6 protein-coding genes are annotated in these 20,615 nt (G+C 32.3%); 4 read left to right on the forward strand and 2 right to left on the reverse strand.

Annotated elements, in window-relative coordinates; translation table 11 throughout:
• A partial coding sequence (locus HHU12_RS23140; protein WP_169659118.1) for a S8 family serine peptidase occupies positions 1–6,768 on the reverse strand: 6,768 nt, incomplete at its 3' end.
• A gap of 697 nt (positions 6,769–7,465) precedes the next feature.
• Between HHU12_RS23140 and HHU12_RS35405 the strand changes: the two genes are divergently transcribed.
• From HHU12_RS35405 to HHU12_RS23155, 3 genes are all read left to right on the forward strand, one after another.
• A complete protein-coding gene (locus HHU12_RS35405; RefSeq protein ID WP_262889424.1) occupies positions 7,466–7,741 on the forward strand; it encodes a transposase family protein in 276 nt (91 codons plus the stop codon).
• Between the two features lie 40 nt (positions 7,742–7,781).
• Positions 7,782–8,099, forward strand: a complete 318-nt coding sequence (locus HHU12_RS23150; RefSeq protein ID WP_394353204.1) for a transposase family protein — start codon at positions 7,782–7,784, stop codon at positions 8,097–8,099.
• Positions 8,100–9,264: 1,165 nt separating this feature from the next.
• A complete protein-coding gene (locus HHU12_RS23155) occupies positions 9,265–10,440 on the forward strand; it encodes a S8 family peptidase (RefSeq protein ID WP_240971090.1) in 1,176 nt (391 codons plus the stop codon).
• 914 nt (positions 10,441–11,354) lie between these two features.
• Here HHU12_RS23155 and HHU12_RS23160 read toward each other — a convergent pair.
• Positions 11,355–18,251, reverse strand: a complete 6,897-nt coding sequence (locus HHU12_RS23160) for a S8 family serine peptidase (RefSeq protein WP_169659121.1) — start codon at positions 18,249–18,251, stop codon at positions 11,355–11,357.
• A 1,051-nt stretch (positions 18,252–19,302) separates the two neighbouring features.
• Here HHU12_RS23160 and HHU12_RS23165 point away from each other — a divergent pair.
• Positions 19,303–20,535, forward strand: a complete 1,233-nt coding sequence (locus HHU12_RS23165) for a BspA family leucine-rich repeat surface protein (protein ID WP_169659122.1) — start codon at positions 19,303–19,305, stop codon at positions 20,533–20,535.
• The last annotated feature ends 80 nt before the right edge of the window (positions 20,536–20,615 follow it).

The raw sequence follows: 20,615 nt of genomic DNA on the forward strand, positions 1-20,615 counted from the left end.
ATCCGTAGGCATACTCAAGGAAACTGTATCAACATTTTGGGTTAATGTCAGCTCTTCATGTTTTGTACTTATAGTGAAAGTGTGACCTTCTCTATCTTTTACAACAAATGAAAGGTTTAGTGTATCATTCTCCATTACTTCATAATGATTTTCAATACCCTCTGCATATGGAGCTCGATTCATATTTCTTATCAACTCCACAGTTTGCTTAGGAGTGTTGACGTCATTAGTTTGTACAATAATTTCAGCTCGGTGACTTTGTGACTCATTTTCTACTCCTTTTATTATTAGTGAAATATCAGCATTTGCGTTTGCATGAACTTCACCATTTTTATGATCTAATACTACCCAAGAATTATCTTCATAATCTTTTTCTGCTACCTTCATCATGAAAACATCTCTACCATAACCTCCTGCTTGCAAATCATACCACACTCCTTCGGATAGATACATAAATCTATTGATAGATTGCTCTCCATTTGTTATACCTTGAGGAAAATTAATATCAAATGGATATGAAAAAATCACATAAAAATCTTCGTTAGGGTAAATAGAAACCACTTCATCAAGCGGAACTTCTAACCACTCACTTTCCTTAGGTTTATCATTGTTAAAACTATAAGTGGTTTCTGTTAATAAGGTAGCATCATAAATAGACGCTCCTCCAGCTCTTATTTCAACCTTTATTTCACCAATTGACAATGTCTCGTAATTTAAATAGGACATTACATGAGAAATATTAAATCCTTCTTCCCCCCCATTAAAATGAGTCGACGCTACAAAATTACCTTGACCTACAAAACCAACATAGGTATTAGGCTGATCAGAAAAACCATAATATAAAATTCTATTATAATCTTCATTCTTTGTATCAGCAATCATTAGATTAGACATTTCTGCTTCTTTTCTTGCTAATACCATTTTATTTGAGTCAAGAGCTTTATTTGTTAACTTAGATGAAGAAATTGCAGTAGAATCACGGAAGTAATTCACCTTTAAGTCATAATTCAGTACTGATGCCCCCTTATTTGCAAGGTTAAATGACACTTCTTTTTCCTCTGTATTTGTATTCAATTGAACTACTAATACTTCTTCAGAAATTACTCCAACTGGAGGTAATAAAGCTTCTCCATCAACAATAATTGCACGTTCAGTCCCATCTGAAAAAGTAATTTTAACTCTTTCATTTATTACTTTATGTGTTGAAGGTGAAAATATTAATCTCAATCCTCTTTCAATATTTGGTTTAATACTAATCGGATTTCTTAAGTACTCTATATCCATCCAAAAAGTCCCACCAATACCATCATCAACTTCAAGTTCTCCTTTGATATCATCTCCATTTTCTAATGAAATTGAATTGATGAAGACCTCTTGAGTACCTGTATTTTTAATCAGTACACTTTCGGTGTAACTTTTATACTTCGATCCCAAATTCTCTACAACTACCTCTCCATAGCTCAATGTGTCAGGTATCTCAACTATTGGGATACCAATTACATTTAGTCTTACTTTTTTTTCAAGGTACTCCTGGTTTGGAGAATTAGATTGTATAATAATTGAAGCATCATGTAAACCTCCATACACTTTAGATGCATCTAACCTCATTGTTTTTGTGATAGAACCTCCCGCTTCTACATTAAATTTTGATGATGGAGATAGCGATATTGCAAGTCCACTTTCAATTTTCAAATGAGTTTGATAACTGATAGAAATATAATCTGACAAGTCCTCATTTTGAAGACCTATTGTTGAATATATTGTTAAGCTTTCTCTTCCTAAACCTTCTAATTTATATTGAAATTTGAAAGTACCATCTTTGTATAATATTACTTGAAAAGAAATAGGATCTCCTGTACCAAAAATATCCCTTATGGATTGAAATGTGATGACCATCTTGTCATCAAATGAATGGTGAAATATCCCCATATTTTTTGCTTCCAATTCATTATTAGGATAATAATTTCCACCACACCACATTGGTAAAATGGAGTTTGGAACCCGATCAGAAGGTAATTTACTATTAAAAATTTCTATATCAAGTAAACCTGCAAATGTGATCACTCCATTATAACCAATATGCATTGAGGTATAATTATTACCATAATAGTTAAATTCCCAAGGTAATTCGACAGGAAACCAACACCTTTCTGGGGTATTAATATCTATTGAGTCAGAGTGAATATGTTCTGTACCTTCTAGACCAAGAATATCAATCCAAGAATATTCTGGCCCTCCAAATTCGTCGGTGGAATTTCTATAAGTATATGTAAAGTTTTTTACGGTATCCAGACCTGCGGCTGTCATTCTATTCTCATATAACCAATCAGTTGCTGAAACTGCTACTTCCAATGTTGTATCACCAACATTATCAATTTTTAAATCAAAAAGATCTTTAGAACCTTGACTTAAAAGGAAGTCAACTGCTGTTGTATCTACCTCAATTTTTGGTGCTTTCCTTATATCTGCCATCACAGTAATTGTTTCCACAGAATTATCCTCTAAGGTAATTTGAATCTCTGCTGAATTTTTACCTATTATATCTGATAGAGCAGAAATGGTATAAAATTGAAAATGTTTTGGTTTGATAACTGGTGAAGTCAAACCTTCTAAAACAAAACGATCACTGTTTAAAGAAACACTTTTTACATTTAAATTGGCAGTACCAATATTTTCTATTTTAAAACGATCAAAAAACTCTTTCTCTTGATATACTTCACCGAAATCAATTGTATCTTTTTGAAGTTTCATTGAAGCTGTACCTCCATTAGTGATATCCAATTGAATGTTTGGCAACTGTGATCCACTATTAGGGTCATTATGGATAATATTAATATTTTTATTAATCACCCCTTGATTTAACTCATCTGTATTAATAGCAATATCAAGAATATTTGCCTCTCCTGGCATTAGTATACCAGATGCATTTGAGATGTTCTTAATAATATCAGGACCTGGATAAGAGAATTCAATTGACATTTCATTCATCCACTTCATATTCAGATTTTTATAACCATATTTCTCTTCTCCAAACCCTGCTAATCTAAACCCGTCATTCCTTTCTGGATTTTCAATTAAAACATTCCATAGATATCGAATAGATTCTGATCTATTCTCAACATCTTTATAATTTAAACGAATGGTACCATTATCATATATTACAAATTGAAGTGTTACTTGTTCTTGTGAATTATTTTGGAGTGTAATTGCTTCATATTGAACAATCAACTTATCAGATGTTACCTGATAAAAAACCTTACCTCCGGCACTAAAACTATGTATATTTCCAATTGCAGAAACCATCCCTTCTATCCCCTCTAAAGAATAATCAAGTATAGGATCGTTTAATAGTCTAATTGAATCACTAACGGTCATTATCACATAAGAGGTGAAATATAAAGTTGTATACTTTTTATCATAGAAAGGAAATTCAAATGGCAATTCTATAGGATAGAATTGAGTTTCTAATTCCTTTCTATCATATTTTTTCATGAAATCAGTAATGTCAATACCTGTGTCACTTATTTCTATCCACTCATAATCTGTTTCTCCTTTATGGCTTACTTTAGGACGATAACCATAAGAATGGTAATCAAGGTCCCATTCTTCAATTACTTTTTCATCTCCAAAACCTGGAATAAAGTACGTCAATGGGTACTCTCCTTTATTCGAAACTGTAATTGATGCTTGTATCTCATCACCAATTGTTACATCTGTTACTTCTTGGCTCATTGGGGTAACCTCAATTTCTGAAGGAGCGGCTCCAACTCCAAACAATCTTACTGAGTGCATTCCATTACTCCCCTCAAATTTTAAAATGGCATTGATATTTCCCGATATTGAAGGTTTAAACTTCACCAAATAATCTACTTTTGATAACGCTTTAACTTGTGAAATAGGATAAGTTTCAAATTCAAAATCATCATTTGTCGAGATCAATTGAACATCATTAAAATTACCATAACCATTATTTACTAATGTGACAACCAATTCTTTCTCCTCTCCTACAAAAACATTCCCGAATTCCAATAACTGTATAGTGGCTAACTCAGGTAATTGATCCGATACTACTACATTCATGGGTATCCGTAATTCAGATTGTTGATCATCATTAGATTCAATAATCCCTACTAATTGGTAATTTCCATTAATCAGTTTAGAGGCATTTATATCTAATTGTACCTCCATTTCACTTTTTTCATCTACTTCTCCTGAAGCTGGTGTTAGTGTAATATATTCACCCAAATACCCATAATTTGAAATCGCTATCATATTCCAAACATAATTTTCATCACCCTTCATAGCTTGTGGTAACGATATCCAAGTTTGTCCCCAATCTAACGAAATCAAAGAATTGTATGCTTCTGATGGCTCCATTGTTTTTGAAGCACCTAATGGGTATAATATGCCAGCTGGTATATGACAAACGATAGTAAACGTTTCTCCTTTTTTGAAATACAATTGTTCATTTAAACGAACTTCAGCATTATGCTGATTGGGTGTATGACTTCTGTATTCTTGTGTTAAAAGTAAATTTTCAGGTGTTAAAATTTCTCCACTATAAATTTCGAATATTACATCTTTTCTCTCTGGATTACTTCTCAACCAAAAATTGATATCCGTTAAATTAAAACCTTCCTCTTCTGTCACATGATAAATTGTTGCAGCTGAATTTGATAATGTTGTATCTGAGTCTCCCAGAAGGCTTGCCACTCTCCTATCTCCGTAGTATTTTTCTACACTTTCGAAAAACATTGGAGCAACTGCATGTGCATTAGCAATTAGTTGTGCTTTTTCACTTGCCGGATTAATGCCAAGGTTTGCTAACCTTGCTTCTTTTGTTTCTCCGCTGTAAATAACATCTGACTTCTGATGATAGTAAGATAAGCTACTATTTACATGTCGTGACGAAAATGTCCAACGTAATAACCCCTCTTCTTCGTTCCTAATATTGAAAGTATGAGTATTTTGGTATTCATTACCTGAGTTTGTGATAATTTCAATATTGTCTGCATCTTCTGATAAAACTATTTTAGGTCCTGCATTTGTTGTAACTGTAAGGATATTTGACTCTTCTGAGACATTCCCCCAACGATCAACACTTTCAACAGCGAAAAAATAATCTGTCAACCCAAGTAACTTTTTCACTTCAAAAGTGATTGTATCACCAATATTCTCAATAATAGGAATAGTAATATGATCTTCTGCAGAAGTTAAATTGTCTCCATTCAATTCCTTAGTATCAAAATAAAGTTTAAACTCTTCTGGTGTGGTATCATCCTTATCTGAAGGTACTGTCCACTTTAATATAACAAAATCATTAGAGATTTTTTTTACTGATAAATCATTAATCTTATCAGGTGCTATTCCATTATCTTCTTGTAATGCTAAATTTGCATCAATATTTCCTGTACCTAACTTTCCTGAATATTCCTTATTTATATGTTCTATGGGCTGATTGGAAGTTAGTAAAATCTTACGTAATTGATCAGGAGTTATTACGTCAGAAGTATTCGACAAAACTAAAGCTGCTATTCCTGAAACATGAGGACATGCCATAGATGTACCATTTAAATAACCATATTCACCATTAGGAAAAGTTGACAAAACACCTGCAGCACTTCCATATTTAAATTCACCTCCTGGTGCTGAAATGTCCACCCACTCTCCATAATTAGAATATGATGTTTTCTTTCCATCAGGACCTATAGCTCCCACCGTCAAGCATTTATCATAGTAACCTGGCCACCACTCGCCATCATGATTAGCATTACCTGCTGCAAAAATGACAATACCTCCTTTCATCGGAGAATCAGGGTAGTTCCCAGCTTCTGAGATAAAATAATCTATAGCATCTAATACTGATTGCTCATACAAACCAGGAACAGTATACCCCCAAGAGTTTTGTGAGATTACGGCACCATTATCAGCGGCATAAACATAAGATGATGCTACACTTCCACCTCCTAAAAATTGCATTGGCATAATACGCACTCCATCGCTATTTCCAGAACCTCCTGCTACACCTGCTACACCTATTCCATTATTATTTGTTGCTGAAACAGTTCCTGCTACATGGGTACCATGATTTTGAGGAGAGATTTCACCTTTATTTTCGGTAAAATTCCAACCGTTTACATCATCAACATAACCATTATTATCATCATCTACTCCAGGCTCACCATTCAACTCCGCTAGATTGATCCAAATATTTTCCACTAAATCAGGATGACTTGTATCAACACCTTCATCATGTATTGAAACTATTACCTCTGGGCTACCTGTATTTAGTTTCCATGCTTCGAATAAATTAATATCAAATCCGTTTTTTATAGTATCAAATTGATTATCATATTTATAATGCCATTGCTTAGTCAAATGTACGTCATCAAAAGGAAGGTTATCAGTTGATGTCGCTAATAAATTTACTTTAGTTGCCTGATATGGGCTTAATGTTTTGATATATTCTCCTTCTACTAAAGAAAACTGATCAACTTCTCCATAAGCTGACATTACTTCATTAATATCCACAGTTGAGTCAACTTCAAAAATATACCATAAATGTAATCCATGCTTTCTGTGTCTTTCTTCAAGCGCTTCATTGGGTGACTTTTTAAAGAGTCTTCTCATTGGGGTAGCTTTATACCTTTTGGCTACAATTTCTAATGCAGCGTTATTGTATAGTGAAGCTGAAAAGGATGTAGGTAATGAAGATAGTTTTCCTGCTGTTTCTGGCTTAAATTTTACCTTTATCGTTCCGCTTTTCATAAAAGTTGAGCTACTCTTATTTTGGGCATATGATAAGACGCTCAATAAAATCATCAAAAAGATGAAAATTATACGATGAAATTTCATTGTGATATATTGTAATAGTTTAAATAATTAGAAATGTTTACCTGTAAATCATAAAAAAATCCACAAGAACATTGAAGTTTGTTTTTTGACGCTGACAATTTTAGCACAATTGTAATTTAACTACACCTTTGTATTCATTACATTTTTAATACACCCCCCCTTACATTTACATATCAAAACAAACTAACCACTTATATATCAGTATATTAACATTGTTAATCAGTTTCAATTCCTCGAACAACATTAACTTCCTATTGCAAAGTATATAGTTAGTAGTAGCAAATTGAATTGGTAGTGCTTTTGCGTTTATAAGGTTCAATAATAGACTTTATCACGGTTAATATCTTATGAAGAAAAAATGGCTTAATATATTTGTTTTGTTAGACGCCAATCCAAACAAACCTATTACAACTAAGCCACCTTGAACAAACTTAATCCATTAACCTCCTTTACTCAAGTAGAGTTTGAGTTTTTATTGAAAGAATTTTCCAAACAAGTAGATGATAAGATTTTACATTTCACCCTGAAGGGTAAAAGAAGATCCTATCCTAAATTTAAAGAATCAAAATTGTCGAGTTTACATGGGAGTTCTAAAAAACTAGAGTTCATATTGATTTATATAAAAGAGTATCCTAATCTGCATTTTATGGCATCTCATTTTCAAATGAGTCAATCAAAAGTAAGTGAATGGATAGCATTTCTTTTACCCGTTTTATTTCATAGTCTAAAGAAATGTTCTTTAGTTTTTCACTCGAATGAATCTTTTGAAATCCCTGAAAATTTAGATAACATTCTGTGTGATGTAACAGAAAGACAGATCACTAGAAGTATTGACAATGATGTTCAAAAAGAGTACTATAGCGTGAAAAAGAAATCGCACACTTAAAAGTCTGGCTTTTACAGATCACACTGGTTTTATTCACTTCATTAGTGATACTTATGAAGGAAGTGTACATGATAAAAGTATATGGGATGACCTAATGATTAAAAAAACCTCTATAAATATACTTGTTGATTTAGGATTTTTAGGAGCAGATAAAAAGCATGAAAATGTTATTCTCCCTTATAAAACATCAAAATATAAAAAAACATCTAGTCTGCAGAAACAGATAAATAAGGGGATATCAAGTTTAAGAATCAAAGTTGAACATGCTTTTTCAGGAGTAAAAAGACTAAAAATTCTAAGTCAAAAAATATACCTTAGGTCGCCTAATATATATGACCTTTTAATAAAGGTTGTGTAGGCTTACTACATAACCTGAGAGTTAAATTTAGGACTTTAAATAATTAACCGTGATAATGTTTAATAAACAAAAATAAAAAGTCCTAGTTGCAAATATAAGGTAGCTCTAAATATACTGAGCCTAATTTTAAGAAAGATGTACAAACAAAAGCATGGGTGTCTGATCTTACTTAATATTCCAACAAATCAAAATTGGTTATATTTAACTAGCATCTGAACTCATTTTGACCTCTCTATTGTAGGATGTCAATGTTTGAAGACATGATAGCTTAAAAAATGATTTTAAAGGCTTGGAAAAGAGCTAAAAATAATACTAATCACTTTTTTGTGAATTTCAATTAAAATAGCTTCTTTTTCGTTCTTATGGCCTTTTCTAAGTATTTAGCAGATGAATCAACTCATAAATTGAGATTTCTCATTTCTACACTTGCAATCCAGTATAAAATTGAGAATGTTATTACTGTTAAAAAAATAAAAAGCTGCCCTTAATAGAAACAGCCTTTATAACACATGATTACTGTGAATTTGTGTCCAGAAAACCTATGACTGAATTCTGGACACCGTAACTTTTCACTAAAGTTATTTAAAATAACATTGCACTATTGTTAATATAAATAAACGAACATATAATGCTATGAACAAACGAGTTAGCTTTTCAGTAATACTAATTTCGAAATCAAAGTCGACACATTTTATAGTGTTATCTATTTGGGAAGTATTTGTACAAAATAGATATTTCCCCTTGTTTTAAACATAAAAGAAAGGAATAGGAACAGAACACAAAATGGCTTACTTCTTAAAAGTGTTGATGTCAATAATAGATGGCACAAGGACTTTGAGAAAAATCAAATCATCTGATGTTAATATTCAAAAAAGTGCATATTCAATATTTAATTGTAAGGTAATAAATGGTGTAAACGAATGATCAAAGATGAATCCTTAAAAGGGGTAATTTAAGAGAGGGTTTAGTACATTATCAAAAACACAGTATTTTCAGATAGTAAACCTGAGTTTCAATAGCAATAATCATTAACATTTATTATGTTAACTATGTTATTGTTTATTTCATTTATTTAACATTTATTGCAATATTTAAATGAGCTCATTACTAAACCAAACCTTTAAAACTACAAAAAATGAAAATCTCAATCATTAAACGAAACTGCATGCTAATTATTGGCGTGTTTGTAATTTCATGTACCAGTAATGAAGAATTTTTTTTAAATAAAACTAATGATAAAGAATTGTCGACTAGTGTTGAAGACAATTATATTGTTTTTTTAAAAGAAACTCCATCTTCTAACTCAAGAAAATCTAACATCTCGTATCTTGTCAAACAAGACTTAATGAAGAAGGATGCTAACAACTTTGCAATAGAATACAAAATTTCTAAACTTAAAGTGAATCAAGTTTATGGGGGCATTTTTAATGGTTTTTCTATTCAAATTTCCGACAAGCAAAAACTTGATCAAATTCGCAATGACCCGAGAATACTTAGGATGATAAAAGATGAGGTTGTGACTCTTGAATCTCATAGCGTTAATAAAGTTGAGGCTTCATCCTCCTCTCAATCTATACCATGGGGGATAAAACGTGTAAACGGTGGCGTTAGCTACAATGGAAATAACGTCGCCTATATTCTTGATTCAGGCATAGATCTAGATCATCCTGACCTGAATGTAAATGAATCAATGGGATTTAATTCATTTCATGACACAAGAAATGGTAGCTCTCTAAATGACGAATATGGACATGGCACCCATGTAGCTGGAACAATAGGAGCCATTGATAATGCAATTGGAGTTGTTGGTGTCGCTGCAGGGGCAACTGTTATTCCTGTGAAAGTTCTAGACTACAGTGGATCAGGTACTCTTTCTACCCTTTTTGCAGGTATTGACTTTGTTGCAGCCAATGGTAAACCCGGAGATGTTGCTAACCTAAGCTTAGGGTTACCTGTTGAGTTCCCTCCTCTAGATGAAGCTGTTGAATTTGCTGCTTCTCATTCTGGTGTAAAGTTTTTTCTATCAGCAGGTAACTATTCTTGGGATGCATCGTACGTTTCTCCAGCTAGAGCAAATGGAACAAATATATATACAATTTCCGCATCAGATATCAATGATAATTTTGCTTTATTTTCTAATTACGGAGCACCTGTTGACTGGTGTGCACCAGGTGTAAATATCTATTCAACCTATTTGGGAGGAGGGTATGCCTATAGTAATGGAACATCAATGGCCGCACCTCATGCAGCAGGTGTCTATTTATTTGGTGACACTCCCTTAGTTTCGAGTACAGTAAATGGAGACCCAGATGGCAACTCTGACCCTATAATTAGCAGATAAAAAGTATACATATTGAGAAAAGCCAACAATCTATTTGTTTTACCAAGTTATAACTTTTAAGTAGAAGCTCCAATCTCAAATACAAACTTGTTTAATTAAAGTGAGTTCAATGAGATATTTCTCACGTTGTTATCTGATTTTAATCGAGGTTAGTACTAAGCCAAAAATATTTAATTCTTAATTATTTTTTTGAGTACGACGCTACAAAGCACACGAATAGTAGTTCTATTTATAGTTTTTTGAAGTAATCGCTAAATAAGAATTAGTATTAAATAATTTTGTCTTAGTACTTAAGCTACAATAAACAGAAGTCAAAAAAAAAGAAATTTACTTTTGTGAAGAATAACTTATCACCTTATCAAAAGATTAATTCACCTAAATACTTAGAATGATGTAGAACAAGCTAATTAATATATATTTAAACTTTTAGTAATGAGAAGTAAAGGCATCAATTGTTGCCTTTACTATTTTTTATAGATTACAATTACAATCGCTGTTATTATTTGTATAATAGAAGTAAGTAGCTGATCATAATTAAATATAGTTTATAAATGTAGAATGAATTGATCTCAGGTAAGGCAAAATTTACAGTCCTAGCCATAGCTAAGGCGAAAAATTTTAACGAAACCTGAGTTTAATTCAAATGCATTTAAGCTATAGATAATTTTGAACAGGTACTTGTACTTATACTCAAATTAACTATCATATCCCTTTTTTTGATTTGGATGGGATAAGGCTAGAAATTAAAAGCTCAATTTTACTGTGTTTTAATGGTGTTTTTATCCTATTCAAACTGTATTTAGCAGTTGTAAAATTAAAATCATAAAGGTCTGGATATTAATTTTACAACTGCTTATGTAATGTGGATGTCGGTCTCACTTACTTCATAAAATGGTAATACGGTTTGAGCAAGATTACTCTTTTATAACTTTATACGATATTTTATTACCATTTTCGTTATTCAAATTCAAGATGTATAACCCTTTTGGTATAGTCGAAAGATCTACTTCAATCATAGGTTTATCTGTTTTCACCTCTTTTGAAAGTAGTTGTTTTCCTAAAATAGTCATCACCTCTATATTGAAAGATGTATTTATTAAAGAGTTTGGTAATTTTACAAAAATATTAGATGCTGTAGGGTTTGGATAAACCTTTTGATTCATCAAATTACCATTAATAGACAATGGCTCTTCAATTATAGAAACTGTGAGTTCGCTTTCTACATTCAAACCCGACTCATTTTCAGCAACAATACTAATTTTTTGACTTTTCTCTCCAACTGAAGAAATAGTTAATAAACTACCATTTACCCATGCTATAGTAGTTTCGTCTAATCCTTTTACATAATAAGACAACTTTTCCCCATCTAAAGTCTCAAAATACCCCTCTAGATCTAGTATATTTTCACTTCCGGTATATACTTCCAAAGTATCAAAAGGTTGGACTACAATCGGAGCTACTTTTTTATCTATAACATGAATAGAAAAATCAATCTTTGTTTTTGCACCTAATTCATCTTTAATTTCAATTGAAGGGAAGTAATCACCACTCATTGTATAGCTTGGCATCATCTTTAGACTAAGTGAATCATTTTTCATATCATACTCAAAAAATTCCATATTTGATGTGTCAGAAACACTTAACTTTTGATTTTCAGCATCATATATTGCGATTTGCCATGTTACGCTATCCCCTTCAGAAAGAATCATATGGGTTGAATCTTTACATATTGGGGCGGCGTTATAAGTAATTGCTACTGGTAATATCGTCTTTTTGTTTAGAGATTCATTTGTATCTATGTACAAATATCCTTCATAACTACCTGTTTCAAAATTATCCATTTTCGTTGTGATTGTAATACTATCACTCTCAGTAGAATTGATTTGGCCTGTTCTAGGCGAGATATCTACCCACTCTTGACCATAAGCATCCATAGCTCTTAATTTAATGGCATAAGTATAGTAAAAACTATCAGACATCTCTTCCCAAAGTTCACCACCATTAATCGTAATAAAATATTTTCCTAAAACAGAAGGGACTCCAAGATCTACAGGTAAACTGTAATGAACATCTTCTGGTGTTATTACTTTTATCACAAATGTTTCACCTTGTTCAAAAAACAGAGGTTTATCCAACTTAATCAACTCCATGTCACCTAACAAAGATGTAGGTACATAAGCTTGTGATGTGATTACATCATTTGAACTCGGTGTATCTCCTCTTATCACTTCAAATTTCCATTCCGATTCAGATTGTTTTAAAAAGAAATTTTTAATATGAGTTAATGTGAAACCTTGAGGGGAATCTACTTCAAATTTACCGGCATATTGTATCTCGGAATTAGGTCTTCCCAACAATCTCATAGGTTCGTTAGTTGGGAAATCATAAGAAATTGAATCTGAAAAAGAAGTAATAGATATCTCGTTATTCATTTTCTCAAAAGTGTTTGTTGAAATATTACCCCCTTTGGACGTATTGAAATCATAACTTTGCATCATTGAAAAAGTCTCAAAAGTATTGTGATTAATTACAATTGATTCTTTTGATTCCTCATTACTTTTTGCTTTTGACATAGGCAAAATATTGTTTGTTTTATCAACTCCCCATCCATATTTTGCTATTCCTAATGTTAAGTTATAATCAAGTACTTGCTCTTCTCCAATATTAGAAAGCTCAATAACATGAACTGGTGCTTGCCCCTGGTTAACTAGAATATCTAAAGTATCATTTCTAGAAGTTGTACCTAAGTTATAATTCATAACAGCGGGAAGTTTAGCGTTTCCTTCTAATGGTAAAGATAGCATTTCACCATTATCGAAAAAGAGATCCAATGTATCTGTAACCTCATGAGGTGAATGTACATTATAGGATATAGGTATAGATAACTCAGTAAATGCACCCAATAAAGTATCTAGTTTGAAGTCGAAAGTGGTATTATGTCTTAATTTACCTGTTGTAAAAACAGGTAAGCTTCCTTCATTTATTAAATGAAAAGTTAAAGACTGGCTAGTTACCGAATCCTCAAGGTAAGGAACTTGATCAAAAATGAGTGATTCTTCTTTTATCGATAAATCTGCTTCTCCATTTATTTTCAAACTCATTTTAGTAGCTACTCCTGGGTTCTGAAGATCATTACTATGAACAATCAAATCCTGATAATGTTCTCCAACAGGTGTATTGCTATCAAAATATTCTAAAGTAATTTCCTTTGATGATAATGGAGGTAGAGAATGTAACTTTGGAGCCTTAATTCTCAATATTTTCCCTAATATGATATCTAAATAAAGTGAACTATGGTCCAAATATTGCCAAGCATGATTACCCTCAATATTTTTCATCCCTATCCATTGGTCTACGAAATCATCAGGTAATGTTTTATAAGCAATATCTATATCTCCATTTTTGTAAAGAACCATTTGAAGAGTAGTTAGTGTACTTAAACCCACAGAACCACTTAAATATGCTAGCATTTTTTCAAATTGTATAATTACTCGGTCATCGTGCTCGTAGATATAAATACCAGAGTCATCTAACCCGCTAGGAGCTGTTTTGAGCAAAAATGCAGAAATAATTCCATGATCCCTTTCATTAGGAAAACTCATTTTATCGATGTCATAACCAATAGGAGGTTGGGTATAAAAAAAGTCTTCGATGTTTTTCTCTTGATTAAAACTGATTAATGCATCTGAAGTAACGATAAATCGATCATAATAATGCCCATAAAATGGTATTTTAAAACCTTCTAGTTTGTATTGATAGGCAAACTCTGGAGGAAACAATTCATGATTAATATTATACCCAATATCTTTTATATCTTCCCAAATAAGAGTATCGAGCAAAGTATATTCATATCCATATCCATCTGATCCTTCTGAATCATTGATTATTTCATTTTCTTCCCTCAACCATGAAGGCTTTTTCGATGAATAAATCAAATCAACATCTTCGGATTCATTTTTCACCATAATAGTACTCTTATCCTCAGGTATTTCACCATATACAAATTCATTGCTTTTAATCAATGAAGATGAATCAACAGAAATTGTCGGGTGTGGAGTTACTTTAACTTGCAACTTTACTTCATAAATATCATCTCCCAATTTAAATGAAAAAGATCCTTCTAAGTCTCCAGTTGTTTCAGGTGTTGCTATTAAGCTGAAATCAAACATACTATTGGGCCACAATCTAGATGGAGGATAAGAATTACCAAATGAGAATCCTTCTGAAATATCTATTAATTCAAAATCTCCAGGCATATTACTCCCATTTTGAATTCTAAACGATGTAGTCAGCAATAAATCTTCATTATAGTAGGCCTCTCCAAAATCAACAATACTATCATAAATAGGTATAGGTTTATCTAACCCTAATAATTCTATTTCAAAGTGTATAGGTGTGCTCTCTACTGAATGATTAGCATATAAAGTAACAGATTGATAAGGTGATTTAATTATCAGTCCATGTGGATTTATATTAGCAATAAAGGATACCGTATCTCCAACATTAATGTATGCTCTTGATGGTATAATATTTTTCACAAAACTTGTATAACCTCTCTCTTCAATACTTTCAAAGACTACTAAAGTAGGTTCATCACCAGTATTTGTCAAACTAAATTCCGCAACTCTCGTCTCTGTAATATTAAAAGCACTATCTCCCAAAAACTGAATTGTATTAATACTTGAAATAATCTTAGGACCTATTTTTCTATTAACCTTCAGAGGTATTTTTTTAGAAGAATTAGTAAAAGTAATCTCATCTTCCACTTCTATTACTTCATCAGTTGCCTTAGCACTTACAGTTACCTCAAACCTACTTCCCGGTTCAATCGATGGCACTTCATTTGGGTACACCTCAAAATATTCTTCTTCAGAAATATTGATATTAAACGGCTCAGAAGATGCATTTCCCTCATTTTTAATATATATCTTTTGATTCTGAGATTGGTTTTCAAAGAGAGTTCCAAAATAAACTTCATCAATATCATAAGTCAGTGCAGGAGTATTACCTGTGACATTTACAAATACATTTTTCACTAAAGGGCTTTTGCTTGGTTCGTCATGTACACCAAGCACCTGCAATTTATACCTCCCATTTTTCCATTTTTTTGAATTTGTCAAAACAATATCTGTTTTGGCCTCTTCTCCATTAGAAATAGTATGTATTGACTTTGAGAAGCTTATTAATTCCGCCTTCTCTGTTATTTCATAAGCTCTAATTTTTAATAATACTCTCATCAATTTTGTTAGATCTGTATATTCTTTATGAATTTGATCAGTAGCTCTTGAAAATGATTTTCCTGAATTTAACCATGATAGGTTATCATCAGCACCGATTGGGGAAAATATTCCCTGAGGAGCTGCTATTGAAATCCAAAAAGTTTCTCCAGCATTTACTTTTATAGGTGATTTGAAATATATTTCAACCCATCCTCCATCTTTTTTATCTGTTACATAAAAGTTTACTGTTGATAAAGCTCTACCAGAAGGCTGATTTTCTCCTCCAATGAAAATTGATGCACTATAGGGAACACTTTCATACATTTCACTAGAAAGAAACGCTTTTACCATTCCAATTTCAATATCCCTTTCAGCAACAAATTTATTAGCATATTCAGAGCTTACTCCATCATACCCCACCATTTCATGGGGTAGAGCTCCAAGTTCATGATAAACCGAATCAATAATTTTACTGCTAGGTAATAATGTTAACTCTTTTTCCTCATTTGTCGGTTCAGTAGAGACGTAAGTTGACCTAAATGGTTTTAAGGTTAGACTACCACTAGAAGTAAACGGTAGAACAGTAGAAAAACTTCTTTGATTAGACAATGGTAATAACTTATCATCATTTTCATAATCATTAAGTACATATTGTAGTTGCGTGAGTTTTGAGCTATGATTTACAATAGATATCGAAGTCGTAGGGTTATTATAATTAGAAACATCTAATTCTAATTCGGCTTCCTCTTCATTAGTCCATTCTAAATCTGTAACTTCAAAAGTGGTAAATACAAAAACTTCCGATAATTCTGATCTATTACCAAATTGATCCACTGATTTTATACCTAAAGAATATTTAGTTGAAGGAGATAAATTTTTTATGACATAGTTTGCAAATTCATTACCTGTTACCGCTTCGAATATCTGAGTACTAGCCACTGAATCAAAATCAGTTTTGGTATCAAACTCTCCTTCAGCTAAAAGAATTTCATATTTTTTTGTTGTCAAACCAAAATTATCATTAACAAAAGCCCATCCTATTCTAACTTCAGTAGATTGTATATATTGAAAGCCCCAATCAGATACGATCTGAGGCTTAGCTGCAATGTCTTTTAACAGGGAACTATAAGCATTTAATCTTCCTTTACCAATATAACCAATGATTGAAGCATTTATATGATCTATATTCGTAGAATAATTTATCAATCGATCTTTGATTTGGTCAGCACTAATTGAATAAGCATTGCTAGAAGCAATTAATGCTGCTACACCAGTTACATGAGGCGCAGCCATTGAAGTTCCGGACATTAATCCATATTTCCCTCCAGGAAGTGTAGAATAAATTTCTGTTCCTGGTGCGGCAATGTCAACTGTTTCATGAAAGTAAGAAGAAAGTGCTTTTTTATCGGTATTATCAGTGTTAGCAACACTGATTACTTCATCCATTACTGCTGGAAATGAAAATGCTGGACTTGTGTAAATATTACTTAGCGATCCGAAATTGCCAGCAGCGAAAACTGCAACACCACCATCAACAGGTCCCACCTGTTGCCCGTTTTCATCTTTACCAGCATTTTCTACAAAATACCTGATGGTCTCCTTCTGAAGTTCTGATTCAACCCCTCCACCCCAAGAGTTGTTTGTAATGACAGCACCCATATCGGCTGCATAAACAAAAGCTTCTTCAAAACCTCCTGCTGTAGGGGTACCCATATGATGAGAGAACACCTGCAAAGACATCATTCTTATGCCGTTTTCAGAATCAGAACCACCTGCTATACCTGACACTCCCTTGCCATTATTATTTTCAGCACCAATAGTACCTGCTACATGTGTTCCATGAGAATCAGGAATTATTGTTGGCATATTATCGGCATAATTCCAACCATAATAATCATCAACATATCCATTGCCATCATCATCTATCCCGTTACCTGGTATTTCACCTACATTGATCCATAAACGGTTCTTTAAATCAGGATGTTCTGTGTCAATTCCGCCATCAATAACACCGACAACTACATCAGGCAAACCCGTTTCTATCTTCCAAGCATCCAATAAACTTATGTCTGCTCCTTCGGTTCCATAATTTTGTCCTGTGTTATGATAATGCCACTGTAAATCAAAAAAAGGATCATTGGGAGGCTCTTTCGAGGTATCACCAAATACTTTATATACCGTTTTTGGCTCCGCGAACTCAATGATATCTAATTCACTGTATGATGTCAAAAGCTCTCCAAATTCATTTAATGAATCTGTTTCGATCTCATACCACTGATGAAAACCATATGATTTGTGACGTTCTTCAAACTTTCCTGCATTACGAAAAACTCTCCTGATTTTTGTCGTATGAAATTTATCATTTAAACGATCAAATTTTTGATATCCTGTGGAGTAAATTGAAAGTTGCTTGTTGTCGATTTTTTGTAATTGATGATTAAAAAAATCAATCTCATTAGATTTAATTTTAACTCTAATAGTACCTTTTTTAGTTTCTTGCGAAGTTTGTGAGTACAAAGAAGAAGTTAGAATTAAGTTGATCAATAAAATAAGATTGTACTTGGATCGTACAAATCTCCATAGATTACTCATTTTTATAGAAATTTAAATATTAAAAAAAAATATAGTTTTAATTTCTTAGTTGGTTAAGCTTCGTAAAGGATCAATTTACCAAGCCCAATAATGTGTTTGTCAACACGCTAATGTTGGTATCTTTTCAAGATCTTATTTACATAATAGCTTTTCTATGAATAGCTAGTGTTACTAATTAATTGCTAAGAAAATCTTATTTTGGTTAACTAATATGATTTATAAATTTACTCGTACTTATCGTTAACCTTTTACTTAAAGCATGTATGTTAAATAGGACAGAAGAAAAGGAGTTGTTTTTGGTAGTAAGTACTAAGCCAAAAATAAATGATAATTAATTCTTAATTATTTTTGTGAGTAAAATCCTCAAAAACGTATAAATAGTGGTTCTATTTAAAGTTTTTGAAAGGCAGTAATCGGAAAAAATAATATGAATTAGTGTTATATAATTTTGTCTTAGTACTTGAGGAAATTAATTTTAAAGAAAATAGTGGTTCTATAGTCAACGAAATTAATAAACTCGCGTTCTGAAAGGGTGTTATTACCAAAAGAGATATTTTAAAACATGCTCTTAGTCAAATTATAAATTTTGACAAGCAGTAACCAAATAACTTTTTAGCATACAAGCTTATTTATCTATTTAGATGATAAAACCTTAAAAGCATAACCACATAGTATTGTTAATATATTAAAACATTACTTTTTCTTATTACAGTAACAGTTTAATTGGGACAGCAACAAAAGTTGGATAAAGATCACTCAAAACAATTTATGGAACTATATAATCAAAAGGTGGCTTGACTTTTTATCCGAAAAATATTGCAAATCCAACTGCCTTGATTAGGAAAGAAATAGCCACTATTTTCAGTGCAGCATGATTTAGTAGTTTGTGGGCTGGGTTGTCCGTTAATCAACATTAACAATTTTAAATGGTGACAAATATTTATGATGGAAGTCTAAATGTTAAAAGAAAAAGACAAACTTACTCAACTCTTTTTATTGAGAGCGTCATGTATTTTGTTTATATAAATTAACACTTTAAATAACCTTGACTATGAAATATTTATACTTTTTTTTAGTACTCTTCATATCAAAACCACTATTGGCACATGAAAACAATTCTGAATTTATTATTGTTGTGTCGCAAGATCGGTCACCGATTACGTTTAGTGCAAACACCCAATCATCTTTTGAAGTTGACTGGCATAATGATGGAGTTTGGGAAAAGGTCACAACTACAGGGATGGAAGAGATATCACATGAATTTGAAGGTGAATTGGATACCATCCGCATAAGAGGTGAATTGAATCATTTTTATGCACCTAGAAATATTGTTGATGTAGTTCAATGGGGGGGTGTTCATTTTACATCGATGTTTAAAACATTTAAAAGCTGTACTAAACTGAAGAAATTCTCAGCTACAGATGTACCTGATTTATCCTCTGTTACAGATATGACGCAGATGTTTTATGGAGCAACGTCCTTTAATGGCGATTTAAGTAATTGGGATGTCTCTTCCATTGTAAAAATGGGAAGTATGTTTTCTAGAGCGTCGTCCTTTAATGGCGATTTAAATGATTGGGATGTCTCATCTGTTGTCACTATGGGTAGGATGTTTGCTGAAGCGTCGTCCTTTAATGGCAATTTAAGTAATTGGGATGTCTCTTCCGTCGGGTATATGGGTTGGATGTTTTTTAAAGCTTATTCCTTTAATAGTGATATAAGTAATTGGGATGTCTCTTCCGTCGGGTATATGGGTTGGATGTTTAATCAAGCTTCGTCCTTTAATGACGATTTAAGCCAGTGGGAGATTTTTAAAGTAAAGTCTATGGTCAGTATGTTTGAAGGAAGTGATTTGTCTACCGAAAATTATGATAAGTTGTTAGAGGAATGGAGTATGTTGTCTAGATTACAGAATAATGTTGAGTTAGATGTGCCGTCACATTATAGTAGTAGTGGAGAGACTGGAAGACAAAAATTAATCGATGATTTTAATTGGAAGATTAATGATCATGGAGAAATTAACTCCTCTTCAAATGCTCGATCAATCATGAAGTCAGATGCTCTAAAAGGTGTATCAGGTTCATCTATTTCAGATTTGGCAGGGGATATAGAGTGGAAATTGTATGATTTTAGCGGACAACTAATAGATAGAGGATTACTCACTCTTCAAAATGGGGAATTATTCAGGTGGCAAAATCTGCAAAATCAGTATCAAAAAGCAGGAATCTTAAGGGTTTTTGATCGTAATGGAAATGTGTCTGTAATCAAATTTGTTAAAGACTAAAATTTTATTCTAGTTTAAAATGATGAAACATTTAATGTATATTAAATACCGTTAGTTAATATTGGACTATTCTAAAGCCC

It is taken from the genome of Flammeovirga aprica JL-4, assembly GCF_012844305.1.
GTDB lineage: Bacteria > Bacteroidota > Bacteroidia > Cytophagales > Flammeovirgaceae > Flammeovirga > Flammeovirga aprica.